The following is a 26259-nucleotide window of genomic DNA, read 5'->3' as shown; positions in this document are numbered from 1 at the left end:
TCCGTCGTTCGGGGAGTCATAGCTCGGCGGTGGTGACGAACCCCAACGTGTCGAGTCCTTCCCCTTGGCACAACCGATCCGAGGCGCTACCCAGCTCGGTCTGCAGCAACTGGTACTCCGCACCGGACCGGTACCCCCACCACATGGCCGCACGCCACAGGGCGCGCCCGTGACCGCGTCCTCGGTGGGCGGGGAGCACTCCGAAGTACTGGGGCAGCAGGCGGGACCGGCCGAGGGGGTCGGGGAGGGTCACCATGGGACCGATCGCTCCCACCACGCGACCGGCCTCGGCCACGGTCAGAACCGGGCCGTCGAGGCGCCCGGCCCGTTCCTGGGCGGCGAGGAACGCGAACCCCTCTCCGGCCAGTTCCTCCGTGAAGGCCGGCCACGTCGCGCGCGCTGTTTCGGGAAGGTGGTCGAGTTCCCTGACCTTGTCGTCAGCGGGCGCCTCGGCGCCGGTGGTGAAGGGGCGCAGTTGGATTCGACAGCACCGGCCGGGTTGGGGGTCGCGGGTGAGCCGCACGAGGACGGCGCGTTCGGCGCCGTTGTCGGCGGCGAGCTTGGCGGCCTGGTCGGCGGCCTGGTCCAGGTCCGGATCCGCACCGTAGAGGTGTAGGCGCAACGTTCGTCGGTACCCTCGGTCGAGCAGGGTCGCCACTTCGGTGTCCGGGCCGCCGCAGAGGACCGCCTCCGCCTTGGTGCCGCCCCAGCGGGCGTCCTTGTCGTGAGGCAGGAACCGGCCCGACTCTGAGGCCGCGATGACCTGTTCCCACAGCTGAGGGGTAACCGTGTCCGGGTGCATGGGCCCCAGGGTGGGCACGTAGGGCACCGGGAACACTGGCCCCGTACTCCACGTGGGGCGTCCGGTGTAGCTCATGGCGTCATGGTACGCACACGCAACGGGCCCTGGCGGGAGTTCCACCAGGGCCCGTCTCACCCGCTAGTACGGGTTGTCATCTCCGGCGTTACAGCTGCACTTCTCGGATTCGAAGACCGTGTCCAGGTCTTCGACGACCTCGATCGTCTCCTGGCTGGGCAGGGTCGGAACTCCGACCGTCACAGGGGCCATCACGCGTTCACCTCCTTCCGCTGTCCGTGCTGGCAGTACATCCCCAAGGGGGCCTTGGCCTGCTGGTACTGCTTGGCCAGCGGGCGGCACACTGTGCAGGACCCGGACAGCGCACATCCGGAGCACCCACCGTTGCGCAGCATGAGGCGATCAGCGACTTCACCGAGCCGCGACAGACCTGCCACGCCCTCAGCCATCAGGTCGATGGCGTCATCGCGGCCGATCTTGCAGATCGAGGCACGCCCGTGCGGGTCGGAGTGAAAGAACGTGTGGCCCGCGTTGCAGCCCGTGAACTGCTTGCGTTCGCGCAGGTGCTCGGCGGACTGGGTGACCAACACCGAACCGTCGCCGTGGATCGTGGGCGACATGTTCACATAGACGTGGTGACTGAACCCCCGGTCGGTGGCCATGGCGACCATGGCGTCGACCTCATCGGCGTTGCGTTCGCTCACGACCACGCTCAACTGAACGGGGAGGTTCGCCTCATGTGCGGCGTCCATACCCTTGATGAACTTCCGGTAAGAGCCGCGTCGGCGGGTCATCCCGTCGTAGGACTCTTCGGTTGCCCCGTACACCGACACGGTGAGCCGGTAGGGGCGGTAGGTCGTGAGGACGTCGAGAATGCGCGGGTTCGCCAGACGGGACCCGTTGGAACTGATGCTGACCATCATGCCCAGCTCGTGCGCGAGTCGGTGCACCTCGGGGAAGTACTTGTCGATCAGCGGTTCCCCGCCGGTGAGCTGAACCCACACGACCCCGGCGTCGCGCATGATGTGCAACAGCTTCTCGCGGCCCGTCCAGTCGAGGCCGTCGAACGGTCGGTCACCCAGGTAGCAGTGTTCGCAGTCGTAGTTACAGCCCAGATTCAGTTCGTAGGAGGCGCGCACGTACCCGTGGGGGGAGCGCTGGCGCACGAGAACGGTCGGATCGAGGCTGCGGCCGCTCAGGTCGAGGCCGAACACCTGGTGGGCGGTGGTGACCAGCCACACAGGGACCGGGGCGCCCTGGGGTGCGCCCGTGAGTTCGTCGTAGCGGCGTCGGGGAAGCTTGGCGCCCGCCGTGTGACCGGGGCGCATCAACAGAAAGGAGTCGAGGAAAGGGGCGACCAGCAAGCTGTGCATAGGGGCTCCACTACCGTTTTCACTGCTCTTATGGGTCCTCGGCAGGCACACGGCCGAGTGCTGGCAACTGCTTCGGGCCCTACTTGCAGTCACCGCAGAGCCTGCCCTTACACGGCTCTCCGCGCCCTTCGCGGTGGTCCATGCCGTCCATGTCGTCTCTCCTCCTTCCTGTGTTGTGGGGGTGTGGGGCCCGGGGGCCCCCCCCCCCCCCCCCCCCCCGGCCCCGGGGGGGCCCCCCCCCCCCCCCCCCCCCCCCCCCCCCCCCCCCCCCCCCCCCCCCCCCCCGCCCCCCCCCCGGGGGCCCGCGCGCCCGGGCCGGAAGCGGCCGGGCGCGCGGGGGGCTACCTGCCGCCGCCCGAGAGGAGCGCACGGACCTCCGCCTCGCGGAACCGGCGGTGCCCGCCCGGGGTGCGCACGCTGCTGAGGCGGCCGGCCGCCGCCCAACGGGTGACCGTCTTGGGGTCCACCCGGAACAGCCTCGCGACCTCGGCAGGGGTGAGGAGTTTTTCCGGAAGGGTCTCGATCATGGTGTGTTCTGCTTCCTGTGAGGGGTCACCCGCGGGTGTGGGTGAGGGTGTCGCCGCAGTGGCGGCAGGTCTGCGTGCGGATGTTCGGCCATCTGGGGTCGGCCGGGTCCGGGATGTAGTCGTGCTGGCCGCTGGTGGTCTTCTCGCACCTGGTCCTGCCGTCCACGCCTTGCTCCTCGGGGGAGGTGTGGAAGGGCGCGCCCCGGCCCCCGCTCAGGGCGCGCCCGGTCTCAGAGGACGGAGACGGCGCGGACGGCCGTCATCCACACGGCGCGCAGGCCCCCGGCCGGAACGCAGGGGTCGCCGAACGGGTCCGAGCTGCCGGACGGAGCAGAACTGCCGGACCGGGCTGCGGGGACTCGGCCTGCTGCCCCGGCCACCGTCGTCGGGGCGTCGGCGGGAAGGTTCTCCAACGGCGAGTGCCAGGTCAGCGGGTGCGGGTGCGGGTCCGGCCCGGGGACTGTGACGACTCGGGTCACGGGCCCCCGGCGGGCCGCGTAGACCGCGTGGCCCTGGAGGTCGGGCCCCAGGTAGGTGACGGCCGCCCCGCGGGCGGTGGCCCACGCGGAGAGCGCCGCCATGGTCGGAAGCTCGCTGAGATCGCACACGGTGCGGCGGACGGCGCTCATGCGGCCCTCACCGCCCGGCCGTGCTCCTCGGACTGCCGGGCCAGGGCGATCAGGACGACCAGGCCGCGCCGGGAGGCGTCCCGGCGGGCGCGACGCCGGTAGGGGTCCAGCGGTACGACGGGCGCGAGGCCGCCCACGCGCGGGCGTTCCGGCGGAGGCGTCGGGGAGGAGACACCGGTCGGGCTGAGCGGCCGGACGATCGGGATAGGTCCGGTGACCACGTGCGGTCGGGGGGCCAGGGGCCTTGCCGCGTACCGGCGGACACGACCGGAGCGTCGACGGACCACATGAGCGTCGGCGCGGGCGACGAGCCACAGCGCGGACAGGGTGAGAAGCAGGTAGCGCAAGGCATACCTCCGGTAAGGGTGCCAGGTGGGAAGCCCGGCGGGGAATTGAACTGCCTCTATCCTGAAACATGGAATACACGTTTTCAAGCCCCTCGGGGAATCCAGTCCATGGAATACATGTTTGTCCGGATTCCCCACCCCGGTCATACGATCAGGGAGCACCGGCACACCAGGAGCAGCAGATGAGCGAGCGATACTCACCCACCGTGCGCCGACGGCGGCTCTCCGAGGAGCTGCGCCGTCTACGCCATGACGCCCGCATGACACTTGACGACGTGGTCAAGGCGACTGAGTGGTCACGCGGCAAACTCGGCAACATCGAGAGTGGCCAACGGCAGAGACCGCAGGTCGCCGAGATCAGAACGCTCCTCGACACCTACAAGGTCACCGACCCTGAGATCCGTGAAGCTGTGCTCAACCTGTGCCGACAGTCGAGGGAACGCGGCTGGTGGGTCCGCTACCGCGACGTCCTCAGTCCTAAGTTCGTCGGGTTCGAGGCCGAAGCCTCTGTCATCTGCAACTGGGAGTTGGCCGTAGTCCCTGGCTTGCTTCAGGTGCCCGAGTACGTAGAGCTGATCAGCCGCACCGCGCTCGTGCGCGACCCGAAGGACGTGCAACGCGTCGTCGACGCGCGCATCGAACGCCAGCGCGTGATCTTCGAGGACCCGCCCGATGACGTCTGGCTCGTGTTCGACGAGACGGCGCTCGTGCGCCTGCGCGACCATCCGACCGTCCTGCGCGCCCAGGTCGCGCGCCTCATCGAGGTCGCCGAGCGGCCCGAGGTCACGATCCAGTTGGTGTCGCACACCCGATTGCACCCCGGCACGGGTGGGCCTTTCGTCATCATGGATTTCCCCAGCACGATCGACCCGTCGGTCGTCTACCTGGAAACCGACACCGATGGCCTGTACCTGGAGGATGTCGACGAAGTCGCCAGGTACAGACGGCTGTTCGACCACCTACGCCTCACGGCACTTCTGCCGGAGGAGACTGTGCCCCGACTACGAGAAATGATCGCCTGAGATGAGCAGTTCAATTCCCGATTCCCTGTTCCACAAGTCCAGCTACTCCCAGCCGCAGAACTGCGTCGAGGTCGCTGAAATGCCGTCCGCGACCGCTGTCCGTGACACCCAGAACCGCAGCCTGGGCCACCTCTTGTTCGAGTCGCGGGAGTGGGCCGGCGTGGTCGCCACAGTGAAGGCCGACCGGTAGCGACCCAAACAGAAGGGCCCCGGCCGTCATCGGCCGAGGCCCTTCTGCGTTCAATTCCCACGAGAAGTCTACCCACACGGAGGGGTGCCCGACCAGCCCGGAATGTCGTGCATTCTCCCGGGCAACCCAGTTCCGGGGGCGGAGAGATCGATGTGGCCGTTTATCCAGTTCAAAGCCATGGCGTTTGAGAGTCACTGATCAACGTCGAGTCCTCCACCGGGACCGACCCGCCCCCGCCACACCCCCCGACCGACCGGCCCTCACCCCTGGGCACTGCGCAGGCGCTCCCCCAACCAGGGCGGCACCCGCCCCGAGTCCCTCGGGTAGTAGCGCAGGTCCAGGGCGTAGCTGAAAGCAGGCGGCGGCACGGAGAACTCCGGCTCCCCGTCCCGGTCGTAGACGATCCGCCACCCCCCGTTCCGCTCCAGGACCAGCTCCGCGCAGAACCAGGCGCCCCTCCCCTCGGAGTAGGTGACCGACCGCAGGAGCGCCATCGCGGCGCGCAGGTCCTCGTTCAGCCCCAGTTCCTCGTCCCCGGCGGGCCCGGTGGCCACGAGGGTTCCGCCCGCGTAGCCGACGAGCGCCCGGTAGGACAGCCTCAACCTCTCCCAGTCCCGCCGCCCGGCCGCGGCACGCAGCAGAACACCGATCCTGTCGAGCAGGGCGACGCGCCCGGCCGCGTCCGGCCGCGCCGGCGGAACGCTGGGCCGCCCGGGAGGGCCGGGCCAGGGCGGATCGAAGGCGGACGCCTCGTCCAGCAGCGCGGCCCACGCGGGACGCCACGCGGGGGAGCGCGCCACCATCTCCTCCGCCAGGAACTCCAGGTTCTCGGGGGTGCCGTCGCGCCGCCCGCGCTCCCAGGACGGCCAGTGGTCGTACACGCGCTCCAGGACGCTCCCGCCCCCGGAGACGGTGATCCGGGCGAAGAGCCACCGCCCGCGCTCGGGGTGCGCCTCCTGCGAGCGCAACCGTTCCAGCAGTTCGGGCAGGCCCGTGCCGACGGGGGCCGCCGCCCCGTCCTCCAGTGTGAGGCCCCGGGGGCGGGGCGCGCGGAAGACCAGGACGAGGTCGCCGCCGCCCGCCTCCCGGTCGCGCACGGCCGCCGCCGACGCCGCCACCTCGGCGAGCAGCGCCGCCCCCGGCCGACCCGTCCCGTCCGGGCCCGGCGGGGGCGCGGGCGGGCCCTCCGCCCCGGCCCCGGCAGGCGGGAGGGCCGTCACCGCCCCGGGGCGGTCGAGCTCCCCGGCCGACCGCATGGCGTCGCCGACCAGCAGCAGCCGCTCGCCCAGGCCGATGAGGGGCCACCCCCCGGACGCGGGCCCGCCCTGCCCGGCCGGGACCCCGGGGGGCACCCCGTCCCCCGTGAGCCCGAGGCCGCGCGCGCACTCCAGCGCGCGCCGGGGGCGGGCGTCCCCCGTGTGCTCCTCCAAGTGCCCGAGCACGGTCTCCAGCACACGGGCGTCCACCGTGTGCTCCTCGGCCCGGGCCACCAGGGACTCCAGCGCGTCCCTCAGCGGACCCCGGCCGAACCCCTCCGTGTCCGGGTCCAGGATCTCCATCCGCCACACCAGCAGGTCGGCTTCGGCCCCCTCGACCGCCGGCCCGAGCCCGTCGTCGTCCCAGTCGTCGGGGTAGGCCGTGCGGGCCCAGGCGCCGTCCCACCAGTAGGCGAAGTCCGGGCACGGCCTCCGTTCCAGCCACTCCCACGGCAGCCAGTCAGGAGCGCCCTCGAACGGGTCCACCGGGCGCGACCACCCCCGCTCCGGCGAGTCGAGGCCGTGCTCGCCGACCAGCAGGAAGCGGTCCCCCGCCACGCGGACGAGCTCGAACCCCGCACCGGCCCCCGCGCCGCCGCGCCGGACGACGGGCCCCTCCGCCACGCAGTCGGTACGCCCCAGACCGGCGCACACCGAGGCGTACGCCCCGGCCCTGGCCCACAGGAGCTCCGGTTCGGGCAGGTCGAAGGGCAGTCCTGGCCGGTGGAACGCCATCGTCGGGCCTTTCTGGGGATCCGTCCTGGGACCGTCTTCCTACCCCGTGGCGGGGCGGGCGCTCACCGCCCGCCCCGCCGGTGCCACCGCGGCCGGCTCACGCCCCGGCGGCCCCGCCTCTGTGGGCTGGCCGAAAGCGTTGCCGGTGTGACACGAGGGGTCCAGACCTCGGTGATCTCGTACTTATAGCGGGTCGGGACCGTCCAACCTCGCTACAAGTACAAGATCACGGCAGAGAGCACGGGGTCCGTGAACCTTTCCGGTCACCGCGCCCCGGCTCCGCCGGACCCGGCCCGCCCCGCGGTGCGCCCGGCCGCCTCGGCCCGGGCCTCCTGTCCGGCGGCGGACTCGGCGGCCCGATCGGCCGCCCGCCTGCGCTGGGGCACCACCGTGTACCTCGGGTCGGCGGCGGACTGCTTCCCGGCGTGGAAGACCCCCAACCGGGTGCACGCCGAACCGGCGAGCAGGGCGGCGCCGCTCAGCGCGGACACCGCCCGGCTGCGGCGGCCCAGCACGGCCCCGGCCGCGCCGACCAGGGTCAGGGCCTTGGCCGCGCGGACGAAGGCGCCCGCCGTGCCCAGCCGGTAGGGCTCCCCGGCCAACCCCATCCGGTGCTCCATGACGGTGGACACCGCCGTCTCCACGAGCGCGCCGCCCACGGCGGCCCGGCGCGCGGGGCCGCTCTGCCCGAGGGGCGAGGCCACCAGCCCCGCCCCTCCCGCCGCGGCCGAGGCCGAGGCCGCGAACAGGAACGGCATGTACCGGTACCCCTCGTGCCAGGACGGCACGGCGGTGTCGCACACCAGGGGGGCCGTGTAGGTGGCGACCAGGGGCCCCACCGCCGCGGCGCCGAGGGCGGCCGCCCGGCCGATCCGCGGGAACCACCCGGTCGCGGCGGTCACCGCGGCGACCCCGGCGAGCGGCCCGTACGCCGTGAGGATCCACGTCCCCACGCTCATCGGCGAGGTCGGCTTGACCACGCGGAGCATGTTGAGGAAGCGCTCGGGCCGTCCCAGGTCGTGGACGAGCGCCACCAGGGACCCGGAGATCGCGGCGAGGGCCGTGTACTTGAGCGGGCGCGCCAGGGCGTCCCGGCCGGTGAGGTCGGCCCCGGCGGCGAGGACCGACGACGCGCCGGCCAGCCCGCCCAGGAACAGGTACCCGCCGATGTCGGGGGCCTCCCACACCACCTGGTTCAGGACCGGCCGCCCGTAGTAGGAGCGGAACTCGGCGTCCGGCACCCGCGTGGGCTCGCCGCGCCGCCCGCCGTGCCGGCGGCGCTGCTCCTCCCCGACCACCCGTGCGCTCCCGGTGACCGCGTCCCGTCCGGGGCGCTGCCCCCGCACGCCCTCCCTCGTCACGTCCGACGTGCTCACCGTCGCCTCCCCGCGAACGCGGCGGCCGCTCCGACCAGCAACGCGGCGGCCGCCAGGCCCGCGTGCGCCCACATCGACGGCAGGTCCCGGGTGGTGACCACCGGGTCCGGCGGCATCCCGTAGACCTCGGGCTCGTCCAGCAGCAGGAAGAAGGCCGCGTTGCCGCCCACCCCGTCGCCGGGATCCTCGCCGTACAGCCGGGCCGAGGAGACCCCCGCACCGTGGAGGTCCTCCAGGCGCGCCGCCGCGCGCTCCCGCAGCTCGTCCAGGTTCCCGAACTGGATGGAGTCGGTGGGGCAGGCCTTGGCGCAGGCCGGCTCCATGCCGTCGCCGATCCGGTCGTAGCACATGGTGCACTTCCAGGCCCGGCCGTCGTCCTCGCGGCGGTCGATGACGCCGTAGGGGCAGGCCGAGACGCAGTACCCGCAGCCGTTGCAGATGTCCTGCTGGACGACCACGGTGCCGAACTCGGTGCGAAAGAGCGAACCCGTCGGACACACGTCCAGGCAGGCGGCGTCGGTGCAGTGCTTGCACACGTCCGAGGCCATGAGCCACCGGAACTCCTCGCGCTCCTCCGCGCCGGCGTAGGCGCCGGGGAGTTCCGTGGACGGCATGCCGAGGTCGACCGGCGCGGGACGGCCCACGCCCGCGTCCTGGTGGCCCAGCGGTCGCCGCTGCTCGACGAAGGCCACGTGGCGCCAGGTGTCCGCCCCCAGCCCGACGCTGTTGTCGAACGACATGGCGGTGAAGTCCAGGCCGTCCTCGGGCACGGAGTTCCACTCCTTGCAGGCGACCTCGCAGGCCTTGCAGCCGATGCACACGCTGGTGTCGGTGAAGAACCCGACCCGCTCCCGCTGCTCGTCCCCGTACCCCTGCCCGGTCCCGCTCTCCCCCGGGTCCCCGTGTCCCCGCGCGCTCCGCACGACCACGGTCACACCTCCGTTCCGGTCAGCTCGGTGATCCCGGCGCGCTCGCGGTGGGAGCGCACCAGCTCCTCCCTGTCCGCACCGCGCGGCCGGCGCCCCGGAAGGATGTCGGCGGTGAGCGCCTTGACCTCCTGGATGTGCGTGTTGGGTTCGAGCGCGATGGACATGAGTTCGTTGGCGGCGTCGCCGGTCGTGTAACCGTTGGGGCCCCAGTGGTAGGGGAGGCCGATCGTGTGGACGACCCGCCCCTGGACACGCAGCGGCGCCATGCGGTCGGTGACCAGCACCCGCGCCTCGACGGCGGCGCGGGCGGTGACGAGGGTGGCCCAGCCCCCGTGCTCCAGGCCCCGCTCGGCGGCCAGCTCGGGGCCGACCTCGCAGAAGAACGCGGGCTGGAGCTCCGCGAGGTAGGGGGTCCACCGGCTCATGCCCCCGGCCGTGAAGTGCTCCGTGAGGCGGTAGGTGGTCACCAGGTAGGGGTAGACGTCCGCGCCCGGGGTCCCCGCCTGCGGGTGGTACCGGTTGTACTCGTGCGGGTACAGGAGCCGGGTGGGGTTGCGCTGCCGACCGTAGAGCGGGTTCTCGAAGGGGGTCTCCTGCGGCTCGTAGTGGGTGGGCAGCGGCCCGTCGTGGAGGCCGGTCGGCGCGTACAGCCACGCCCGCCCGTCGGCCTGCATGATGAACGCGTCGGTCCCGCTGAGGGCCTCCACGCCCCGGGCCCCCTCCGGCGGCCGGTAGTCCGGCGCCTTGCGCAGCTCGAAGTCGGGGACGTCGTGCCCGGTCCACTCGCCGCGCTCGGCGTCCCACCACACCAGCGCCTTGCGCTCGCTCCACGGCCGGCCCTCCGCGTCGGCCGACGCCCGGTTGTACAGCAGCCTCCGGTTGGCCGGCCAGCTCCAGGCCCACTCGGCGGCCACCCAGTCCTGCTCCGACCCGGGCTTGCGGCGCGCCGCCTGGTTGACGCCGTCGGCGTAGACCCCGCAGTAGATCCAGCAGCCGCAGCTCGTGCTGCCGTCCGCCCTCAGCTCGGTGTAGGAGCCGAGCGGGGCGCCGTCCGGGCCGCGGCCGTTGATCTCGGCCAGGACCGCCGCCGCGTCGGGGTCGCCGTGCTCGTCGGTCGGGTAGTCCCAGGTCAGTTCGAGCAGGGGCAGGTCCCGGTCGAGCCCCGAGTCGGCGAGGAGCGCGCGCAGCATCGTGCCGAGCCGGTGGACGAACCACAGGTCGCTGCGCTGGTCGCCCTTCGGGAGCACGGCGCGGTCGCGCCACTGGACCGTGCGGTTGGTGTTGGTGAAGGTGCCCTCCTTCTCCGTGTGGCAGGCCGCCGGGAAGAAGAACACCTCCGTGGCGATGTCCTCCGTGCGGAGCTCGCCGGACTCGATCTCGGGCCCGTCCTTCCACCACGTGGCGCTCTCGATGAGGGAGAAGTCGCGGACCACCAGCCATTCGAGGTTGGCCATGCCCAGCCGCTGCGCGCGGCTGTTGGCGGAGCCCACGGCCGGGTTCTCGCCCATGAGGAAGTAGCCCCGGCACTCGCCGCGGATCTGCGCCATGACCGTGTCGTAGGTGCTGTGCGAGCCGGTCAGGTGCGGCAGGTGGCCGAAGCGGTAGCCGTTCTCCGCCGTGGCGTGGTCGCCCCACCAGGCCTTGAGCAGGCTGACGGTGTAGGCCTCCATGTTCGTCCAGAAGCCCTTGTAGGAGGCGCCGTTGGTCCTGATGTACTCCTCCAGGGACCCCTCGTGGGCGGCGTGGGGCATCGGCAGGTAGCCGGGCAGCAGGTCGAACAGCGTGGGGATGTCGCTGGACCCCTGGATGCTGGCGTGCCCCCGCAGCGCCATGATGCCGCCGCCGGGCCGGCCGATGTTGCCCAGCAGGAGCTGGAGGACGGACGCGGCCCGGATGTACTGGGAGCCGACGGTGTGCTGGGTCCAGCCCACCGCGTAGCAGAACGCCGAGGTGCGGTCCCGGCCGGAGTTGCGGGTCAGGTGGTCGCAGACCCGGGCGAACACCTCCCGGGACACCCCGCACACCTCCTCGACGACCTCCGGCGTGTAGCGCGAGTAGTGCCGGCGGAGGATCTGGAACACGCAGCGCGGGTCGGTCAGCGTCCGGTCCTCGCGGGGGACGCTGCTCATCACCGCGCCGCCCGACCCCTGCTGTTCGGGCCGGCCCGTGCCCCGCACGCGGTCGAAGTTGGCGCGGTCGCCCGCCGCGGCGGCGACCGTCGCCCCGTCGTACATCCAGCTGGAGGTGTCGTAGCACCGGCCCTCGGCGTCGAAACCGGAGAAGAGCCCGTCCAGGTCCTCGGTGTCCCGGAACTCCTCGGAGACGATCGTCGCCGCGTTCGTGAACTCCAGGAGGTAGTCGCGGAAGTACTTCTCCTCGGTGAGGACGTGGTTGACGATCGCCCCGAGGAAGGCGATGTCGGTGCCAGCCCGGAGGGGGACGTGCAGGTCGGCCAGCGCGCTGGTGCGGCTGAACCGGGGGTCCACGTGGATGACGACGGCGCCGCGCGCCTTGGCCTCCATCACCCACTGGAAGCCGACCGGGTGCGCCTCCGCGAAGTTGGACCCCTCGATCACGATGCAGTCGGAGTTCTGGAGGTCCTGGAGGAAGGTGGTCGACCCGCCGCGGCCGAAGGAGGTGCCGAGTCCGGCGACCGTGGAGCTGTGGCACACGCGCGCCTGGTTCTCCACCTGGACCACGCCCAGCGCCGTGAACAGCTTCTTGATGAGGTAGTTCTCCTCGTTGTCCAGCGTCGCGCCGCCGAGGCTCGCGATACCGAGGGTCCGCGCGACACGGCGCCCGTCGACCTCCTCCTCCCACGTCTCGTCCCGGGTGCGCGCCACGCGCTCGGCGACCATGGACATCGCCGTGCCGAGGTCGAGCTCCTCCCAGTCGGAGCCGTACGGGCGCCGGTAGAGGACCTTCTCCTCGCGGGCCGGCCCCGTGGTGAGCTGGAGGCTGGCCGACCCCTTGGGGCACAGGCGCCCCCGGCTGATGGGGGAGTCCGGGTTCCCCTCGATCTGGATGACGCGCTCGTCCTTGACGTACACGTTCTGGCCGCATCCGACGGCGCAGTAGGGGCAGACCGACTTGACGACCCGGTCGGCGTCGGCGGTGCGGGGCCTCAGGTCCTCCGTGGCCCCGGACCGGGCGGCGGCGCCCCGGCCGAGGCGGTCCCCGCCGGTGGCCTGCCGGTACACCGGCCACGACTCGATCCACGTGCGTACGCCCATGCTCGCCCCCGAACCGGCCCCGCGGGCCCGTCGACCTCTCCCGCTGACCCGCGGGCACACGGCTCCACCGTCCGCGAGGCGCGGGCGGCGGCGGGGGAGGACACGCCGCTCATGGGACAGTCATGGAACTCGCCTGGGCCGGGGGTTCCGCGGCCCCGTGCGCCCGGAGGTTTCACGTGAAACATGGCGGCCGGGGGCCGGACCTGCCGTCCGCCTCCCCCTCCGGGCCTCCCTCCCACGTCCCCCTCCGGGCCTCCCTCCCATGTCCCCCTCCGGGGAAACGGTCGCGACACGCCCTCCGCCCGGTAAGAAATGCCTTTGCCCTGCGTTAGCGGGCCCGGAGCCGGGCAGGTGCGAGGCTGTGAGGACGCATCATGACGACAGGTGGGGGACCAGTCACATGACCGACGTATCGAGCCAGGGCTCCTTTCCCGGCGACGACCGCGAGGTGCTCACGAACAGGCAGGGCCACCCTGTCTACGACAACCAGAACCAGCGCACGGTCGGCGAGCGGGGGCCCGCGACCCTGGAGAACTACCAGTTCCTGGAGAAGATCAGCCACTTCGACCGGGAGCGCATCCCGGAGCGGGTGGTGCACGCCCGCGGCGCGACCGCGTTCGGCTACTTCGAGTCCTACGGCACGTGGGGGGACGAGCCGATCGACCGCTACACGCGGGCCAAGCTCTTCCAGGGCAAGGGCAAGCGGACCGACGTGGCCCTGCGCTTCTCGACCGTCATCGGCGGCCGGGACTCCTCGGAGTGCGCACGCGACCCGCGCGGCTTCGCCATCAAGTTCTACACCGAGGACGGCAACTGGGACCTGGTGGGCAACAACCTCGCGGTGTTCTTCATCCGCGACGCCATCAAGTTCCCCGACGTGATCCACGCCCTCAAACCGGACCCGGTCACCTTCCGCCAGGAACCGAACCGCATCTTCGACTTCATGTCGCAGACACCCGAGTGCATGCACATGCTGGTCAACCTGTTCAGCCCGCGCGGCATCCCCGCGGACTACCGGCACCAGCAGGGCTTCGGCGTCAACACCTACAAGTGGGTCGACGCCACGGGGAACACGGTCCTGGTCAAGTACACGTGGATGCCCAAGCAGGGCGTGCGGAGCATGACCGAGGCCGACGCCGCCAACATCCAGGCGACCGAGACCGGGCACGCGACCAAGGACCTGCACGAGGCGATCGAGCGCGGCGATTACCCCGAGTGGGAGCTGCTCGTGCAGATGATGAGCGACGACGAGCATCCCGAGCTGGACTTCGACCCGCTGGACGACACCAAGACGTGGCCGGAGCAGGACTTCCCGCCCAAGCCGGTGGGGCGGATCGTGCTCGACCGCAACGTCGCGAACAACTTCGCCGAGAACGAGCAGATCTCCTTCGGCACCGGCGTCCTCGTGGACGGCCTGGACTTCTCCGACGACAAGATGCTCGTCGGGCGCACCTTCTCCTACAGCGACACCCAGCGCTACCGGGTGGGGCCCAACTACCTCCAGCTCCCGGTGAACCAGGCCAGGAACGCGAACGTGCGAACCAACCAGCGCGACGGCCAGATGAACTACTACCAGGACCCCGCCGGGGAGAACCCGCACGTCAACTACGAGCCCTCCATCACCGGCGGCCTGCGCGAGGGGCAGTACCCCACGCACGACGACCAGGGCCCGGAGATCCGGGGCAAGCTCACGCGGGCGCGCATCTCCCGCACCAACGACTACAAGCAGGCGGGCCAGCGCTACCTGCTGATGGAGCAGTGGGAGCGGGACGACCTCGTCCACAACTTCACGGAGCTGCTCTCCCAGTGCGACCGTCCGATCCAGGAGCGCATGGTCTGGCACTTCCTCCTGGTCGAGGACGACCTGGGACTGCGCGTCGGAAAGGGGCTGGGCATCGGCCCCGAGGACGTGTCCCACCTGAAGCCGCTCCAGAGCCAGGACCTGACCGAGGAGGACCGCGAGCGCCTGGGCCGCCTGGGCAGGAACGGGGCCCGCGACGTGTCGGGACTGACCATGACCCACTGCGTGCCCAATACCCGGCACGTGGTCGAGCGCTGAGGGCGGCGGTCGTGGACGTGGGGAGGGTCCTCGGAGACGTCTCGTCGGCCGTCGGCCGGGGCCTGCTCGCCGGGCTGGCCGGCACCGCCGCCATGACCGTGTCCAACACGGTCGAGGCACGGCTGCGGGGCCGGGCCGACAGCTCGGCACCGGCCGACGCCGCCGGGAGGCTGCTCGGCGTCAGGCCGAGGGACGACGCGGGCGGGCGCAGGTTCGGCGCCCTCGTCCACTGGGGCTACGGGACCTCGTGGGGCGCGGTCCGCGGGCTGCTCGGCGCCGCCGGCCTGCGCGGCCCCGGAGCGGCGGCCGCCCACCTGGCCGCGGTGTGGGGAGGCGAGCAGATCGTCCTGCCGGCCACCGGCGCGGCGCCTCCCGCCTGGCGGTGGGGGGCCGGGGAGGTCGGCCTGGACCTGCTGCACCACGCGGTCTACGCCTGCGCCGCCGGCGCCGCCTACGAGTGGCTCGACCGGGGCTGATCCGCCGGCGCCGCGACGGGCCCCGCCCCCTCGTGGGGGGCGGGGCCCGTGTCCTCCTCGGCCCCGGACGGGCTCCCCCGGGGGCCCGGTGCCTTGTCAATCTGTCGGTCTGTCGGTCTGTCGACAAACGGTCCCGCGTGGGCGACCCGGCCGAACCGATCGGTGAGCCGGCCCGCCACGTCGACGAACGGTCCCGCGGGGCGACGCTACGCGTGCAGGTCCCCGGGGATCTCGGCGGAGAGCGTCAGGTCGCGGAAGACGGCCCGGAACCCCTCCCGCTCGGGCGAACAGCACATGACCCCGACCTGGCAGGACTCCGGCAGCGGCAGGTACCCCAGCCGCAGGAGGCGCCAGCCCGCGTCGCCGTCGAGGTACTGGACGTTGAGCGCGTCGCCGGTGCGGATCACGCGGACGGTGACCTCGCCGGTGTGCGCGAGCGGCACCACCGACCAGTCGGAGTGGCCGCGGGTGAGGACCGTGCTCAGGTTGAGCGCGCCTTCGGTGAACTCGACGCCCGCCTTGACCCAGTGCTCCTCGTCCGACCGGACCATGAGGCCGACCTGGTCGTACTGGACCTCGTAGCCCCCGCCGAAGGTGGCCTGGAGGGTGAAGTCCCCGGTCGCGGTCGCGTGCCGGAAGTGCCCGTCGTCGTGGACGAACCCGTAGTGGGTCCGGCGCCAGAAGTCCGTACGGCTGCCGGTCGTGACCGTGAGGACTCCGTCGTCCTCGGTCCAGTGGGGAGGTTCGTTGAGCCAGGTCATCTCGGGGAGCACGGCGCCACCTCTCGGGTCGGGAGGCGAGAAGTCTAGGGGAGGGCTCCCCTGCGGAGGAGTCGCCGTGTCCACCTGTCGCCATGTCCACCAGTCGACACGGCGACAGGGCGACACATCGATGAGGCGGCGGGGGGACCGGGCGGGGAAGCGGTTCCGGGGTGGAGGACCGGCGTACCGGCCCTCCGCCCCGGGAGCCTAGGAGGCGGGGGTGGGCTCGGCGTCGTCCACGTGCAGGTCGACGCCCTGGGGCTCCTTCACCATCGAGACGGCGACGAAGGAGACGGCGCAGGCCACCACGATGTAGGCGCCGATGGTCCACGAGGCGTCGAAGCTGGTCAGCAGCAGCTCCGCGATCATCGGCGCGAACGCGCCGCCGAGGATGGCGCCGAGCGCGTAGCCGATCGACACGCCCGAGTAGCGGATCTCGGCGGGGAACATCTCCGCGTACAGCGCCGACTGGGGGCCGTAGCTGAGGCCCATGCCGAGGGTGAACACGAAGACCGCGACGAAGTACATCAGGACGTTGCCCGTGTCGATCATGAACCACATCGGCACGGCCCAGGCCGCCAGCATCGCGTAGCCGATCTGGAAGGTGCGCACCCGGCCGATCCGGTCGCACAGCCATCCGCCGTACAGGGTGGAGATCAGCCAGCCGAACGAGGCGAGCGTGGTCGCCAGCAGGACCGGCCCGCGCTCCATGCCCAGGCCGAACTCCTCCACCGGGCGGGACGCGTACGTCGCGAGGAACGCGATCACGAGGTAGCCGGCCGCGTTGTTGGCGAGGAAGATCAGCGCGGAGAGGACGACCTCCTTGGCGTTGCCGCGGAACAGCTGGCGCAGCGGCGCGGAGGCCTTGGCCCGGCGCTCCTGCATCAGCTTGAAGACCGGGGACTCCTCCACGGACTTGCGGATGAGGTGGCCGACGATGATCAGCAGGAAGGACATCAGGAACGGGATGCGCCAGCCCCAGGCCAGGAACGCCTCCTGGCCGATGACCACGGTGATCGCCCAGACGACGAAGGTCGCGAGGATCATGCCGCAGGGGACGCCGATCTGCGGGTAGGCGCCGAAGTAGCCGCGCTTGTGCACCGGCGCGTGCTCCACCGACATCAGCGCGGCGCCGCCCCATTCGCCGCCCGCGGAGAAGCCCTGGAGGATGCGCAGGAGGATCAGCAGGACGGGCGCCGCCACGCCGATCTGGGCGTAGGTGGGCAGGGCGCCGATGAGGAAGGTGGCCAGGCCCATCATGACGAGGGTGGCGACGAGCACCTGCTTGCGGCCGAACTTGTCGCCGAGGGCCCCGGCGACGATCGCGCCCAGCGGCCGGAAGAGGAACGAGATGCCGATGGTGGCGAACGACAGCACCTGGGCCACCGCGGGGTTGGCCTCGGACAGCGGTGCGAGGAACAGCGGCGCCAGCACCAGGCCGGCGGCCTGCGCGTAGATGAAGAAGTCGTACCACTCGATGGTCGTGCCGACCATGGTGCCCGCCAGGACGCGGCGGCGCTCCCTTGTCTCGACGGCGTCGGCCGGCCCTGTGGCCGCGGGGTCGGAAGGTGCCATTGCTGCTCCGTAGGTTCTCTGCCGACCGGGGGTCGGGTTCTGCTGAGGGGCTCGGCCCTCGGTGGCCGGGAGGACGGTCACCGGTCCGGGGCGAGGTCGCGCGCGCCCGTCACGTCTTCCGCGCCCTTCGCGGAGGACGTGACGGGACACACAGACCCTACGCCTGAGGACACCATGCCATGTGACTCAAGGCACTTTTGACAAGGGGCCCCCTTTATCGCAGATGAGAGGCCCTAACCTGACCGAACGGTCGGTGAGGATTCAGGCACGGAGCGGACAACCGCTCCGGCCGGACGGCGGCCGCGGCCCTGGCGGCGGGCGGCGGCCCGGAGACCGTCGACGCGGCGCCGCCGGGAAGGGGACGCGGTGGCCCCGGACGACGGAGGGGCCCACCGGTTCCCCCGGTGGGCCCCTCCGTCGTCGGCGGCGGTACGCGGCTCCCGCGTTCGGGCGGCGTCCGCCCCGCAGGCCGCCGTGCGCGCTCCGCGCCCGGGTCACGCCCGGGACAGGCCGAACTCGTCGTCCAGGGCCGCCAGCTCCTCCTCGAACCGGGTGCGCAGGGCGGCCTTGCGGTCCGCGGGGAGCCAGCTCGCCTCCACCCCGGCCAGGGCCATGGCGCGGAGCCGGTCCGCGCTCGCCCCGATGTCCTCGGACATGATCCGGTACTCGGCGGCCAGGCTCGTCGGGAACATCCCCGGGTCGTCGGAGCAGGGGACGACGTTCAGCCCCGCGTCGAGCATGGCGCCGATCGAGGCGCGGCGCCACGGACGCCACGAGCGGCGCGAGGTGGTGGAGGCGACGGTGAACGCCACACCCTGCTCGCGGAGCCGCTCCACGACGGCGTCGTCCTCCAGGACGTAGTAGCCGTGGTCGATGCGGTCGCAGCCGAGCAGGTCGAGGCAGGTGACGGTGTTGGCCGCGGTGGGGACGTGCTCGGAGGAGTGGGCGGTGCGCCCCAGGCCCGCCCGGCCGGCGAGGGCGTACGCCTCGGCGAAGCGCTCGGGCGGCCCGGCGGTCTCCAGGTTGTCGAGCCCGATCCCGGCGACGTACTCGTGCGGGTGGTCGACCACCTGGCGCACCAGGGCGAGGGCGTCCTCGCCGCTCCGGCTGCGGTCGATGCCCTGGATCAGGAAACCGCTCATGCCGAAGTCGCGCTCGGCCATGCGGATGCCCTCGGCGTAGGCCTCGACGCAGCCCGAGTAGCCGAGCCCGGCCAGGTGCGCGGGCGGCGCGTCGAAGAAGAGCTCCAGGTGGCGGGTGGAGCTGGTCCGGTGCGCGTCCTCGAAGGCCTCGTAGACGATACGTGTCAGGTCGTCGGCGTCACGCAGCACCTCCGTGACCCAGCGCGAGACCTGGAAGAGCGAGTAGGACACCTCCGGCTCGTCGGGGGACCTGTCCTGGGGGACGGGGATGCGCGTGTTCCGGTACAGGTCGGGGTCGGGCGGCAGCGAGTTGATGTCGGCGTACACGCGCTCGGGCTCCGCCGGCAGGTCGAGCCCCTCCCTCCTGGCCAGCTCGGCGAAGGTCGACGCGCGCACGGTCCCGATGAGGTGGCAGTGCAGCTCCGCCTTGGGCATCCTGGCGACGTAGTCGGCGGGAAGGCTGTGCGGGGTGTTCATGTTCTCCCGGTCTGGTTGGAAACGGGTGGTACGGGTCGGGCCCCGCCGCGCGGATCGCGCCGCGGGGCCCGGGGGCGGCGCTCTCAGCCCGCGGTGACCTCACGGGCGAAGCGCTCGACCCACTCGCCGCGCGTGGGGACGAGCTCGGCGGGGTCGAGGGTCCCGTAGCCCGCGGCGATCGGGTCGTCGGCGACGTCGCCGACCACGTCGGTGATCGTGGCGGGCACGGTGGCGTCGGGGTGCACCGGCATGTCGCCGACCAGTTCGGCCGAGGCGGTCTGGGCCTCGGGCGACAGCAGGTAGTCGACGAAGGCGTGCGCGTCCTCCGCGTGCGCGGCGCCGACGGGGATCATCGCCCGGTTGGTGGCCATGTAGGACCCGCTGGCGGGCGGGGTCCAGGCGACCGGCTCACCCGCGGCGACCATCTCGGTCGCGAAGCCGCTCAGCGCGTCGGCGGCCACGATCTCGCCCTGGGCGAGGAGGTTGGTGACCTCCGTCGTCGACGTGTAGAACTGGAGCACGCCGGGCGCCCAGCCGCCCAGGGTGTCGAGGGCGGTGTCGATGTCGTAGGGGCCCTCTCCGTAGGTCTCGGCCACCCCGGAGACCATCAGCTGGCCCGCCGTGACCGAGATGTCGGGCAGGGCCAGCCGCCCGGCGTGGGCCTCGGATCCGTAGAGCCCCCAGTCGGCGGCCTCCTCGGCCCCCAGCTCGTCCGTGTTGTAGAGCGTGCCGTTGAGCTGGTAGCTGTACGCCGGGCCGGAGTAGCCCTCCTCGACCGCGAAGTCGGCGATCTCCGCGAGGCGGGGGACCTGCTCGGCGTCCACCTCCTGGAAGAGCCCGCTCTCCTGGCCGAGGGCGGCGTAGTAGTCGGAGATGAGGACGACGTCGGACCCGCCCCCGCCCTCCAGGTCCAGCTTGGAGAGGCGGTCGGAGTTGGAGCCGGTGTCGAGGACGACCTCGATCCCGGTCGCCTCCGTGAAGGGGTCGACGACGGCCTCCTGGAACTCCTCGACCCCGAACGGGAAGGTGCTCACGACGAGGGCGTCCGCGCTCGCGTCGTCCGAGGAGGAGCAACCGGTGAGGACGACCGCGGCCGCGACGCCCGCGGTCAGGATCGGGCCGGGGCGGCGGATGGCGTGGGACATGGCGTGCGGTTTCCTCTCGCCGGGCGCCCGGCGGATCCGGGCGGGTCGGAGCGGGCCGGGGATCCGGTCCGCGGGGGACGGGTTCAGTCGGGCAGTCGCACCAGGGCGCCCTCCCGGGCGCGGACGGTCACCTCGCCCCCGGGCGAGAGGCCCTCGGCCGCACCGCCGCGCACGTCGCAGAGCAGTCGGACGGCCGCGCCGGTGTCGTCGGTCGCGTCCACGGTGACCAGGAGGTCGGCCCCGCGGTAGGCGATGTGGGCCACCGTGCCGCGCAGGAGCAGCCCTCCGGGGCCGTCCGGGGCGTCGGCGTCCGCGGCCCCCGCGGCGACGCGGAGGTTCTCGGGCCGCACCGTGAGGGTCCGGCCCCCGGCGTCGGCGAGGAAGTTCTCGTAGCCCAGGAACTCGGCGACGAAGCGGTCGGCCGGAGCGGGGAAGACCTCGCGCGGCGGCCCCTGCTGCATCACCCGCCCCGCCCGCATGAGCACCATGTCGTCGGACATCTCCAGCGCCTCGTCCTGGTCGTGCGTGACCAGGACGACGGTCAGGCCCGTCTCCGCCTGGATGCGGCGGATCTCGGCCCGCATCTGCACGCGCAGGCGCGCGTCCAGGTTGGAGAGGGGTTCGTCGAGCAGCAGGAGCTTGGGGCGGATCGCGATGGCGCGGGCGAGGGCCACGCGCTGCTGCTGGCCGCCGGAGAGCTTCTTGGGCCTGTTCCCGGCGAGGTGGGCCAGGCCCACCAGCTCCAGGGTCTCCATGACCCGGCGCCGCCGCTCCTCCTTGGCGACCCGGCGGAGCTTGAGGCCGTAGCCGACGTTGTCCGCGACGGTCATGTGCGGGAAGAGCGCGTAGGACTGGAAGACCATGCCCAGGTCGCGCCGTTCCGGCGGGACGCGCGTGCAGTCCTGCCCGGCGATCCGGATGGTCCCCGCGGTGGGCCTGGAGTACCCGGCCAGCATCCGCAGGCTCGTGGTCTTGCCGCAGCCGCTGGGGCCGAGGAGCGTCGTGAGCCGCCCCTCGGCGATGGTCAGGCTGAGGTCGTCGACCGCGGTGAAGTCACCGAACTTCTGGCTGACGCCGACGAACTCGGCAGCGCTGGTCATCGGTTGATACCTCCGAAGATCTTGGCGAAGCCGACGGTGCGTTCGGCGATGACGGCGAGGACGACGGTGCCCGCGAGGATGAGCGTGGCCATCGCCGCGACCATGGGGTCGTAGCTCTGCTGGACGTAGTCGAGCATCGTGACGGGCAGGGTGCGGAACTCCCGGGTCTGGAGCAGCAGGGAGAGCGGCACGTTGTTGAAGGAGGTGACGAAGCTCAGGAGCGCGGCCGAGAAGATCCCCGGGCGCAGCAGAGGCAGGGTCACCGTCGCGAAGGTCCTCAGGGGAGAGGCCCCGAGCCCCCGGGCGGCCTCCTCGACGTGCGGGTCGGCCAGCGCCAGGGAAGCCCCCGTGACGCGCACCGCGTAGGGGATCATGAGCGCGGTGTGCCCGAGCGTCAGGGCTGTGAGGCTGTCGAGCCCGAACCCGATCATGAGCTGCTGGTAGAGGGCGAGCCCCACCACCAGTTCCGGGACGATGAGCGGCGACAGGAACAGGCCCTCGACCAGGCCCTTGCCGGGGATCCGGCCCCGGTGGATCGCGACGGCCACGGGCACGCCGATCAGCAGCGCGAGCGCGGTGGCCAGCGCCGCCAGCTGGAGGCTCGACACGAGCGCGGCGAGGAAGGGCTCGTAGCCCAGCGCCTCCTCGAACCACCGGGTGGAGAACCCCTCCGGCGGGAAGCGGAGCGTGCTGCCCGCGGTGAACGCGGTGACGACCACGAACAGGATCGGCACGAGCATGACGACGTATCCGGCGACCGCGAGCGCGGCCGCGACGGGGCGGCGGGTGTTCACGCTGTGGCCCCCTTGCGGCCGAAGGCGGAGGACAGACCGGAGACGAGGAAGACGAGCACCGTCATGACGAGCGCGGTGGCCGAGGCCGAGGCCCAGTCCACCGTGACGCCGGAATAGGCGTAGAGCTGGGTGGCGAGCATGCGCTGGCCCGATCCGCCCAGGAGGTAGGGCGTGGTGTAGGCGGTGACGGCGCCGGCGAAGACCAGGGTGGCCGCCACGACGATGCCCGGCGACGAGAGCGGCACCACGACGCTCCAGAAGGTGCGGACCCGGCCCGCGCCCAGCCCCCGGGCGGCCTCGTCGAGGCCGGGGTCGACCTGGGCGACCGCCGAGTAGCAGGAGATGACCGCGAGCGGCAGGAACAGCTGGGTGAGGCCGAGGACGATGGCGAGCTCGGTGTAGAGCAGCTGCGGCGCCCTGTCCACGAGCCCCGTCCCGACGAGGGCCTGGCCCACGGCGCCGTTCGCGCCCAGGATGACCAGCCACCCGAAGGTGCGCACGACGTTGCTCAGGAGCAGCGGGAAGATCGCGAGCGCCAGCAGGACGCCCGCCCAGCGCGAGGTGGAGCGGGCCAGCAGGTAGGCGATCGGGAACCCGAGCCCGACGCAGAGCGCCGTCACGATCAGCCCCAGGCGGACCGTGCGCCAGATGATGCGCAGGTCGTAGGGGTCCGTGAGCATCCGGCCGAGCCGGGCGAAGACCTCCGCGGCTCCCGTGCCCGGCGGGGAGAAGAGCATCAGCAGCGTCGGGACGAGGAACCCCACGAGCAGGAAGGCCAACCCGGGCACGAGCAAGAGGGCCGACTTGCGTGAGTGCACGGCCTTCCTCCTTCGGGCGTGATGAAACCGGTTGCACAACCGGTTTCACACACCCTAGGGTGCGAAGACGCGTCCACGCATCATCATCCGTGTAAACACCGTGTAACGACCTGCGAGACCCCGGTGGCCGAGCCCGCGCCCCGCGACCGGGCTAGGGTTGACCGACGAGACCTGGAGGCGAATCCGTGCCCACTCTGGCCGACGTGGCCGCGCTCGCCGCGGTGTCGAAGGCGACCGCGTCCCGCGCCCTGAGCCGTGAGGAGCTGGTGGCCCCCGAGACCGCCGCCCGGGTCAGGGCGGCGGCGAAGCAGCTGGGGTTCGTCCCCAACCGCGCCGCACGCCAACTCGCGCGGGGGCGCACCGGCATCGTCGCCCTGGTGGTGCCCACCCTGGACAACAGCTTCTTCACACCCATCATCGGCGGCGCCCAGGCACGGGCGGGGGAGGCCGACCTCCAACTCACCGTGGCGGTGCACCCCCTGGACTCCCCGGACGCGCCGGGGGCCTTCACCCGCCTGGCCAGCCAGGTCGACGGCTTCATCGTCGTGGCCCCGCGCGGGCCGGACGACACCGTCCGCGCCGCGGGGGCGCTCAAGCCCACCGTGCTGATCGACCGCGAGATCGAGGGGATGACCTCGGCCGTGGCCGACACCGCGACCGCGTTCGGCTTCCTGGTCTCGCGCCTGGTGGAGGACGGCCACGAACGGATCGTCTACGTCGGCGGGCCGGCGGGCTCCTGGCAGGACCGCCAGCGGACGGCCGCCGTCGCCTCCGCCGCCTCCGGCCGCGCCGAACTGACCGTCCTGGGGCCCCACCCCTCCACCTTCGCCGCGGGGGTGGCGGTCGCGCCCTCCGTGCGGGACTCCGGTGCGACCGCGGTGGTGCCCTACGCGACCGCCATCGGGCTGGGCCTGATGTTCGCCCTGGCCGCCGAGCCCGCCGGACGCCCCGTCACGGTCAGCTCGGAGCGCATGGTCGTGGAGTCCCTGGCGATGCGCGGCGTACCGGCCATCGACGTCGACGGCGCGGAACTCGGCCGTGAGGCCGCGGACCTGCTGCTCGCCCGGATCGCCGCCGGCCCCCGGCAGCCCCTCCCGGCCGAACGCCTGCGCCTGCCCGTGCCGGTGCGCTGGCCCGACGCCGCGGAGCCTGTGGACGCGTGACCCGGGGCGGCTTCCCCGTCCCGGCCGCGGAGCGGCGCCGGGTCCGCCACCGTGGCGGCGGTGGCGGACCCGGCGGCGCCCGGACGGGGGACGTCCCCGCCTCGGACGCCCCGCCCCGGTCAGACGTCCGGGTGGACGCCGCGCGGGGTGAACACCACCTCGCGCGCCCGGCTCGGGGTGACCGCGCCGCGCAGGGCGGGGTCGGTGAGCAGGACGACCGGCGCGACGCGGTTCGGCGAGACCGGGTACCACTCGGCCAGCGCCTCCTCGATGACGGCCCAGGCCTCGTCGCCGGCGCCCCGTGCCACCAGGGAGCGGGCCCGGTCCAGGGCGCGCTCGAAGGCGGGCGGCTCCGGGGCCCGCCGGGAGGCGAGCAGGGCGTCCCGCTCCTCGTCGGTCGACGGCAGCTCGAAGCCCGCCGCCCCGCCGCCCAGCGCGCGGACCGCGAAGGCCGTGCTCCCGTGGGCGTCCAGTCCGGCGCTGTACAGGTAGAGCGGAAGGGCCTCGGACTCGATCTGCCCGACACCGACCTCGGCCACCACGTGGGGCCGGTGCAGGAGTCCGCGCAGCTCGTGGTGGATCCCGTTGACGTCGAGGAAGGCCGAGAGCACCGCCCTGAGGTAGGCGGCGGCGCCCGACCCCTTCTCCTCGGCCTTGCGGAAGGCCTCCATCGCGTCGGTCACCCGGCCGCGCAGCGCCGCCGCGCGACCCCGGGCCAGGAGGTCCTCGGCGCCCTCCGGGCGCACCGGCCGGCCCTCCGACCCGCTCAGCTCCTCGAACGAGGCGCGCTCGGCGACGACCAGGTCCGCGAAGGAGCGGTGGCGCTCGCCCAGGCCGGGGTACCAGCTCGCCCACACGTAGGCGGCCCACTCGCCGTCGGGGGAGACGTCCCCCGCGTCGAGCAGCCAGGTCTGCGCGTCGCTGGCGCCGGAGACCACGAGGAACGGGCCCACCAGGCCGTCCTCCTGCAGTTCCCCCTCGTCGAGCATCGCCTCGTCGTGGAAGTCGTCCGCCCAGCCCGCCTCGTCGGCGGAGAGGAGGGCGTACATGAACATGCCCATCCTGGTCCAGCCGTCGGAGGCCCCGAGGAACGACCTGTAGCTGGGCGGCAGCGGGGTCCCGAGCCTCTCCTCCAGGGCCGCGATCCGCTCCTCGGAGGCGCCCTCGTAGCCCAGCCAGGACGCGGCGCGCTGTTCGCCGGTCGTCTCCACGAGCTCGCCCGGCTCCAGGACCCGCAGCATGTCGGCGCTGTACTCGGCGAGGAAGGACCGCCAGCGCCCCACGGTGTTCGGGGCGCCCTCCACCAGCTCGGCGGCGATCCCCGCGTACGGCGCCGGCGCCTCCCCCGCCGCGTAGCGGTGGCCGGTGAACGCCTCGTACGAGCGCCTGCCGGAGAAGAACCGGACCCGGCACAGCTGGGTCTCGCCCCCGCCGGAGTTGCGGGTGATCTCCAGTCTCAGGAACCGGTAGGTCTCGTCGGAGGCCTCGCCGGTCACGTGGAAGTCGCGGGCGTGGTGCCGCTGCGGGAAGAACTCGCCGGTGCGCGCGTCGAGCTCCACCCACGTCCGGCCGTCCTGCGACCCCTGGAGCACCCAGTCCCGCGGGTCGCGGTCGGCGAAGTCGTTGGCCGACTCCAGGACGTAGTGCCGGACGCGGACGGGCTCCTCCATGGCGAACTCCAGCCAGTCGGCGTCCCGCCAGGAGAGCCACTTGGCGGCCGTCCCGTCGAGCACGTTGCGGGCGACCTCGCCGGCCCTCGTGTGCTCGTTCCCCGCCCGTACCTCGCGCACACGGTCGGTGACCTCGCCCATCGAGGCCGACTCGTCCAGGTCCAAGGAGCGCAGGACGACCGAGCCTCCGCCGCCCTCACGGTCGGCCCAGCCGAACCGCGAGATCGGCGCCCCGCCGTCCTCGACGAGCAGGCGCAGCTCCTCGTCCGCACGGCCGCCCGCGACCAGGAAGCGGTGCAGGCCGGCCGGGGTCCGCCGCACCAGGCGGCCCCGCCACTCGTAGGAGGTGCCGTCCGCGGCGACCCGCAGACCGACGAAGGAGGTCATCCCGGGGTCGAACCCGATCACCGCCTCGGCGCCGTCGACGTCCCGCCAGTCGAGTCGGGCGAGCGGCACGGCCGGACCGGCCTCGAACCCGACGACCAGTCCGTGGTCGGAGGTCCACCGCCCCGTCCCGCTCCTCTGCCGTTCGGTGAGGAAGACGAGGGCGGGCATGTGCTCCGGCATGAGGGCTCCAAGTGAGGGGAGGAGGGGAGGGGGCGCTGTCCGGCCGCGCGGACGACCGCGCCCCGGGGACGGGGGAAG

24 protein-coding genes are annotated in these 26259 nt (G+C 72.7%); 5 read left to right on the top strand and 19 right to left on the bottom strand.

The features are described from left to right. Nucleotides 1-16: 16 nt before the first annotated feature. The 7 genes from ACIRPH_RS29525 to ACIRPH_RS29495 all read right to left on the bottom strand — a co-directional run bounded on the left by ACIRPH_RS29525 (nt 17) and on the right by ACIRPH_RS29495 (nt 3693). Nucleotides 17-877: a GNAT family N-acetyltransferase gene (locus tag ACIRPH_RS29525; RefSeq protein WP_402920153.1), complete on the bottom strand. Its 861-nt coding sequence runs from the start codon at nt 875-877 to the stop codon at nt 17-19. A 63-nt stretch (nt 878-940) separates the two neighbouring features. Then, the gene (locus tag ACIRPH_RS29520; RefSeq protein ID WP_402920150.1) at nt 941-1069 is read right to left on the bottom strand and encodes a hypothetical protein; all 129 of its coding nucleotides are present in this window, start codon (nt 1067-1069) and stop codon (nt 941-943) included. Then, on the bottom strand, nt 1069-2190 hold the full coding sequence (locus ACIRPH_RS29515) for a radical SAM protein (RefSeq protein WP_402920147.1): 1122 nt from the start codon (nt 2188-2190) through the stop codon (nt 1069-1071). Before ACIRPH_RS29515 ends, ACIRPH_RS29520 begins: the two co-directional genes overlap by 1 nt. A 341-nt stretch (nt 2191-2531) precedes the next feature. After that, on the bottom strand, nt 2532-2717 hold the full coding sequence (locus ACIRPH_RS29510) for a BldC family transcriptional regulator (RefSeq protein ID WP_402920144.1): 186 nt from the start codon (nt 2715-2717) through the stop codon (nt 2532-2534). A gap of 25 nt (nt 2718-2742) precedes the next feature. Then, nucleotides 2743-2883, bottom strand: coding sequence for a hypothetical protein (locus tag ACIRPH_RS29505; protein ID WP_267947382.1), 141 nt, complete (start codon nt 2881-2883; stop codon nt 2743-2745). A gap of 64 nt (nt 2884-2947) precedes the next feature. Next, nucleotides 2948-3346, bottom strand: a complete 399-nt coding sequence (locus ACIRPH_RS29500; RefSeq protein WP_402920140.1) for a hypothetical protein — start codon at nt 3344-3346, stop codon at nt 2948-2950. Further along, entirely contained in the window at nt 3343-3693 is a 351-nt protein-coding gene (locus ACIRPH_RS29495) for a hypothetical protein (RefSeq protein ID WP_402920138.1), read from the bottom strand. The genes ACIRPH_RS29500 and ACIRPH_RS29495 overlap by 4 nt, the downstream gene beginning before the upstream one ends. A 182-nt stretch (nt 3694-3875) precedes the next feature. On the opposite strand from ACIRPH_RS29495, the gene ACIRPH_RS29490 reads away from it, so the two are divergent. Both ACIRPH_RS29490 and ACIRPH_RS29485 read left to right on the top strand, forming a co-directional pair. Then, nucleotides 3876-4715, top strand: coding sequence for a helix-turn-helix domain-containing protein (locus tag ACIRPH_RS29490; protein WP_402920135.1), 840 nt, complete (start codon nt 3876-3878; stop codon nt 4713-4715). A 1-nt stretch (nt 4716) separates the two neighbouring features. Continuing rightward, nucleotides 4717-4905: a DUF397 domain-containing protein gene (locus tag ACIRPH_RS29485; RefSeq protein ID WP_402920133.1), complete on the top strand. Its 189-nt coding sequence runs from the start codon at nt 4717-4719 to the stop codon at nt 4903-4905. Nucleotides 4906-5165: 260 nt separating this feature from the next. Here the strand turns inward: ACIRPH_RS29485 and ACIRPH_RS29480 are convergent, their stop codons facing one another. The 4 genes from ACIRPH_RS29480 to fdh form a co-directional block, all read right to left on the bottom strand. Beyond that, nucleotides 5166-6896 carry a hypothetical protein gene (locus tag ACIRPH_RS29480; protein WP_402920130.1) on the bottom strand — a complete coding sequence of 577 codons (1731 nt, stop codon included), beginning with the start codon at nt 6894-6896 and terminating at the stop codon, nt 5166-5168. 263 nt (nt 6897-7159) lie between these two features. Then, complete coding sequence (gene nrfD / locus ACIRPH_RS29475) at nt 7160-8272, bottom strand: NrfD/PsrC family molybdoenzyme membrane anchor subunit (protein ID WP_402920127.1); 1113 nt, start codon at nt 8270-8272, stop codon at nt 7160-7162. Further along, nucleotides 8269-9195, bottom strand: a complete 927-nt coding sequence (locus ACIRPH_RS29470) for a 4Fe-4S dicluster domain-containing protein (protein WP_402920239.1) — start codon at nt 9193-9195, stop codon at nt 8269-8271. The genes nrfD and ACIRPH_RS29470 overlap by 4 nt, the downstream gene beginning before the upstream one ends. 8 nt (nt 9196-9203) lie before the next feature. Then, on the bottom strand, nt 9204-12434 hold the full coding sequence (gene fdh / locus ACIRPH_RS29465) for a formate dehydrogenase (RefSeq protein ID WP_402920125.1): 3231 nt from the start codon (nt 12432-12434) through the stop codon (nt 9204-9206). A gap of 400 nt (nt 12435-12834) precedes the next feature. Between fdh and ACIRPH_RS29460 the strand changes: the two genes are divergently transcribed. After that, a complete protein-coding gene (locus tag ACIRPH_RS29460) occupies nt 12835-14493 on the top strand; it encodes a catalase (protein WP_402920123.1) in 1659 nt (552 codons plus the stop codon). Nucleotides 14494-14504: 11 nt separating this feature from the next. Next, nucleotides 14505-14969 (top strand): hypothetical protein, encoded by a 465-nt coding sequence (locus ACIRPH_RS29455; protein ID WP_402920120.1) that lies wholly within the window; start codon nt 14505-14507, stop codon nt 14967-14969. 206 nt (nt 14970-15175) lie between these two features. Here the strand turns inward: ACIRPH_RS29455 and ACIRPH_RS29450 are convergent, their stop codons facing one another. From ACIRPH_RS29450 to ACIRPH_RS29420, 7 genes are all read right to left on the bottom strand, one after another. Beyond that, nucleotides 15176-15742 (bottom strand): DUF1349 domain-containing protein, encoded by a 567-nt coding sequence (locus ACIRPH_RS29450; protein WP_402920118.1) that lies wholly within the window; start codon nt 15740-15742, stop codon nt 15176-15178. 195 nt (nt 15743-15937) lie between these two features. Beyond that, nucleotides 15938-17305, bottom strand: a complete 1368-nt coding sequence (locus tag ACIRPH_RS29445) for an MFS transporter (RefSeq protein ID WP_402920115.1) — start codon at nt 17303-17305, stop codon at nt 15938-15940. A 494-nt stretch (nt 17306-17799) separates the two neighbouring features. Beyond that, nucleotides 17800-18924, bottom strand: coding sequence for an adenosine deaminase (locus tag ACIRPH_RS29440; RefSeq protein ID WP_402920112.1), 1125 nt, complete (start codon nt 18922-18924; stop codon nt 17800-17802). A gap of 83 nt (nt 18925-19007) precedes the next feature. Then, nucleotides 19008-20069, bottom strand: coding sequence for a PotD/PotF family extracellular solute-binding protein (locus ACIRPH_RS29435; protein WP_402920109.1), 1062 nt, complete (start codon nt 20067-20069; stop codon nt 19008-19010). An 83-nt stretch (nt 20070-20152) separates the two neighbouring features. Beyond that, the gene (locus tag ACIRPH_RS29430) at nt 20153-21169 is read right to left on the bottom strand and encodes an ABC transporter ATP-binding protein (protein ID WP_402920106.1); all 1017 of its coding nucleotides are present in this window, start codon (nt 21167-21169) and stop codon (nt 20153-20155) included. Beyond that, complete coding sequence (locus tag ACIRPH_RS29425) at nt 21166-21963, bottom strand: ABC transporter permease (RefSeq protein WP_402920103.1); 798 nt, start codon at nt 21961-21963, stop codon at nt 21166-21168. Before ACIRPH_RS29425 ends, ACIRPH_RS29430 begins: the two co-directional genes overlap by 4 nt. Continuing rightward, a complete protein-coding gene (locus tag ACIRPH_RS29420) occupies nt 21960-22781 on the bottom strand; it encodes an ABC transporter permease (RefSeq protein ID WP_402920100.1) in 822 nt (273 codons plus the stop codon). Before ACIRPH_RS29420 ends, ACIRPH_RS29425 begins: the two co-directional genes overlap by 4 nt. 185 nt (nt 22782-22966) lie before the next feature. Between ACIRPH_RS29420 and ACIRPH_RS29415 the strand changes: the two genes are divergently transcribed. After that, nucleotides 22967-23944, top strand: a complete 978-nt coding sequence (locus ACIRPH_RS29415) for a LacI family DNA-binding transcriptional regulator (RefSeq protein ID WP_402920097.1) — start codon at nt 22967-22969, stop codon at nt 23942-23944. Between the two features lie 119 nt (nt 23945-24063). Here ACIRPH_RS29415 and ACIRPH_RS29410 read toward each other — a convergent pair whose 3' ends face one another. Next, the gene (locus ACIRPH_RS29410; RefSeq protein ID WP_402920094.1) at nt 24064-26181 is read right to left on the bottom strand and encodes a discoidin domain-containing protein; all 2118 of its coding nucleotides are present in this window, start codon (nt 26179-26181) and stop codon (nt 24064-24066) included. Nucleotides 26182-26259 lie beyond the last annotated feature (78 nt).

Source organism: Nocardiopsis sp. NPDC101807, from assembly GCF_044766605.1.
GTDB classification, from domain to species: domain Bacteria; phylum Actinomycetota; class Actinomycetes; order Streptosporangiales; family Streptosporangiaceae; genus Nocardiopsis; species Nocardiopsis tropica.
Note: the sequence above shows the minus strand (reverse complement) of the source record. Positions and strands in the feature narration are given on the sequence as shown.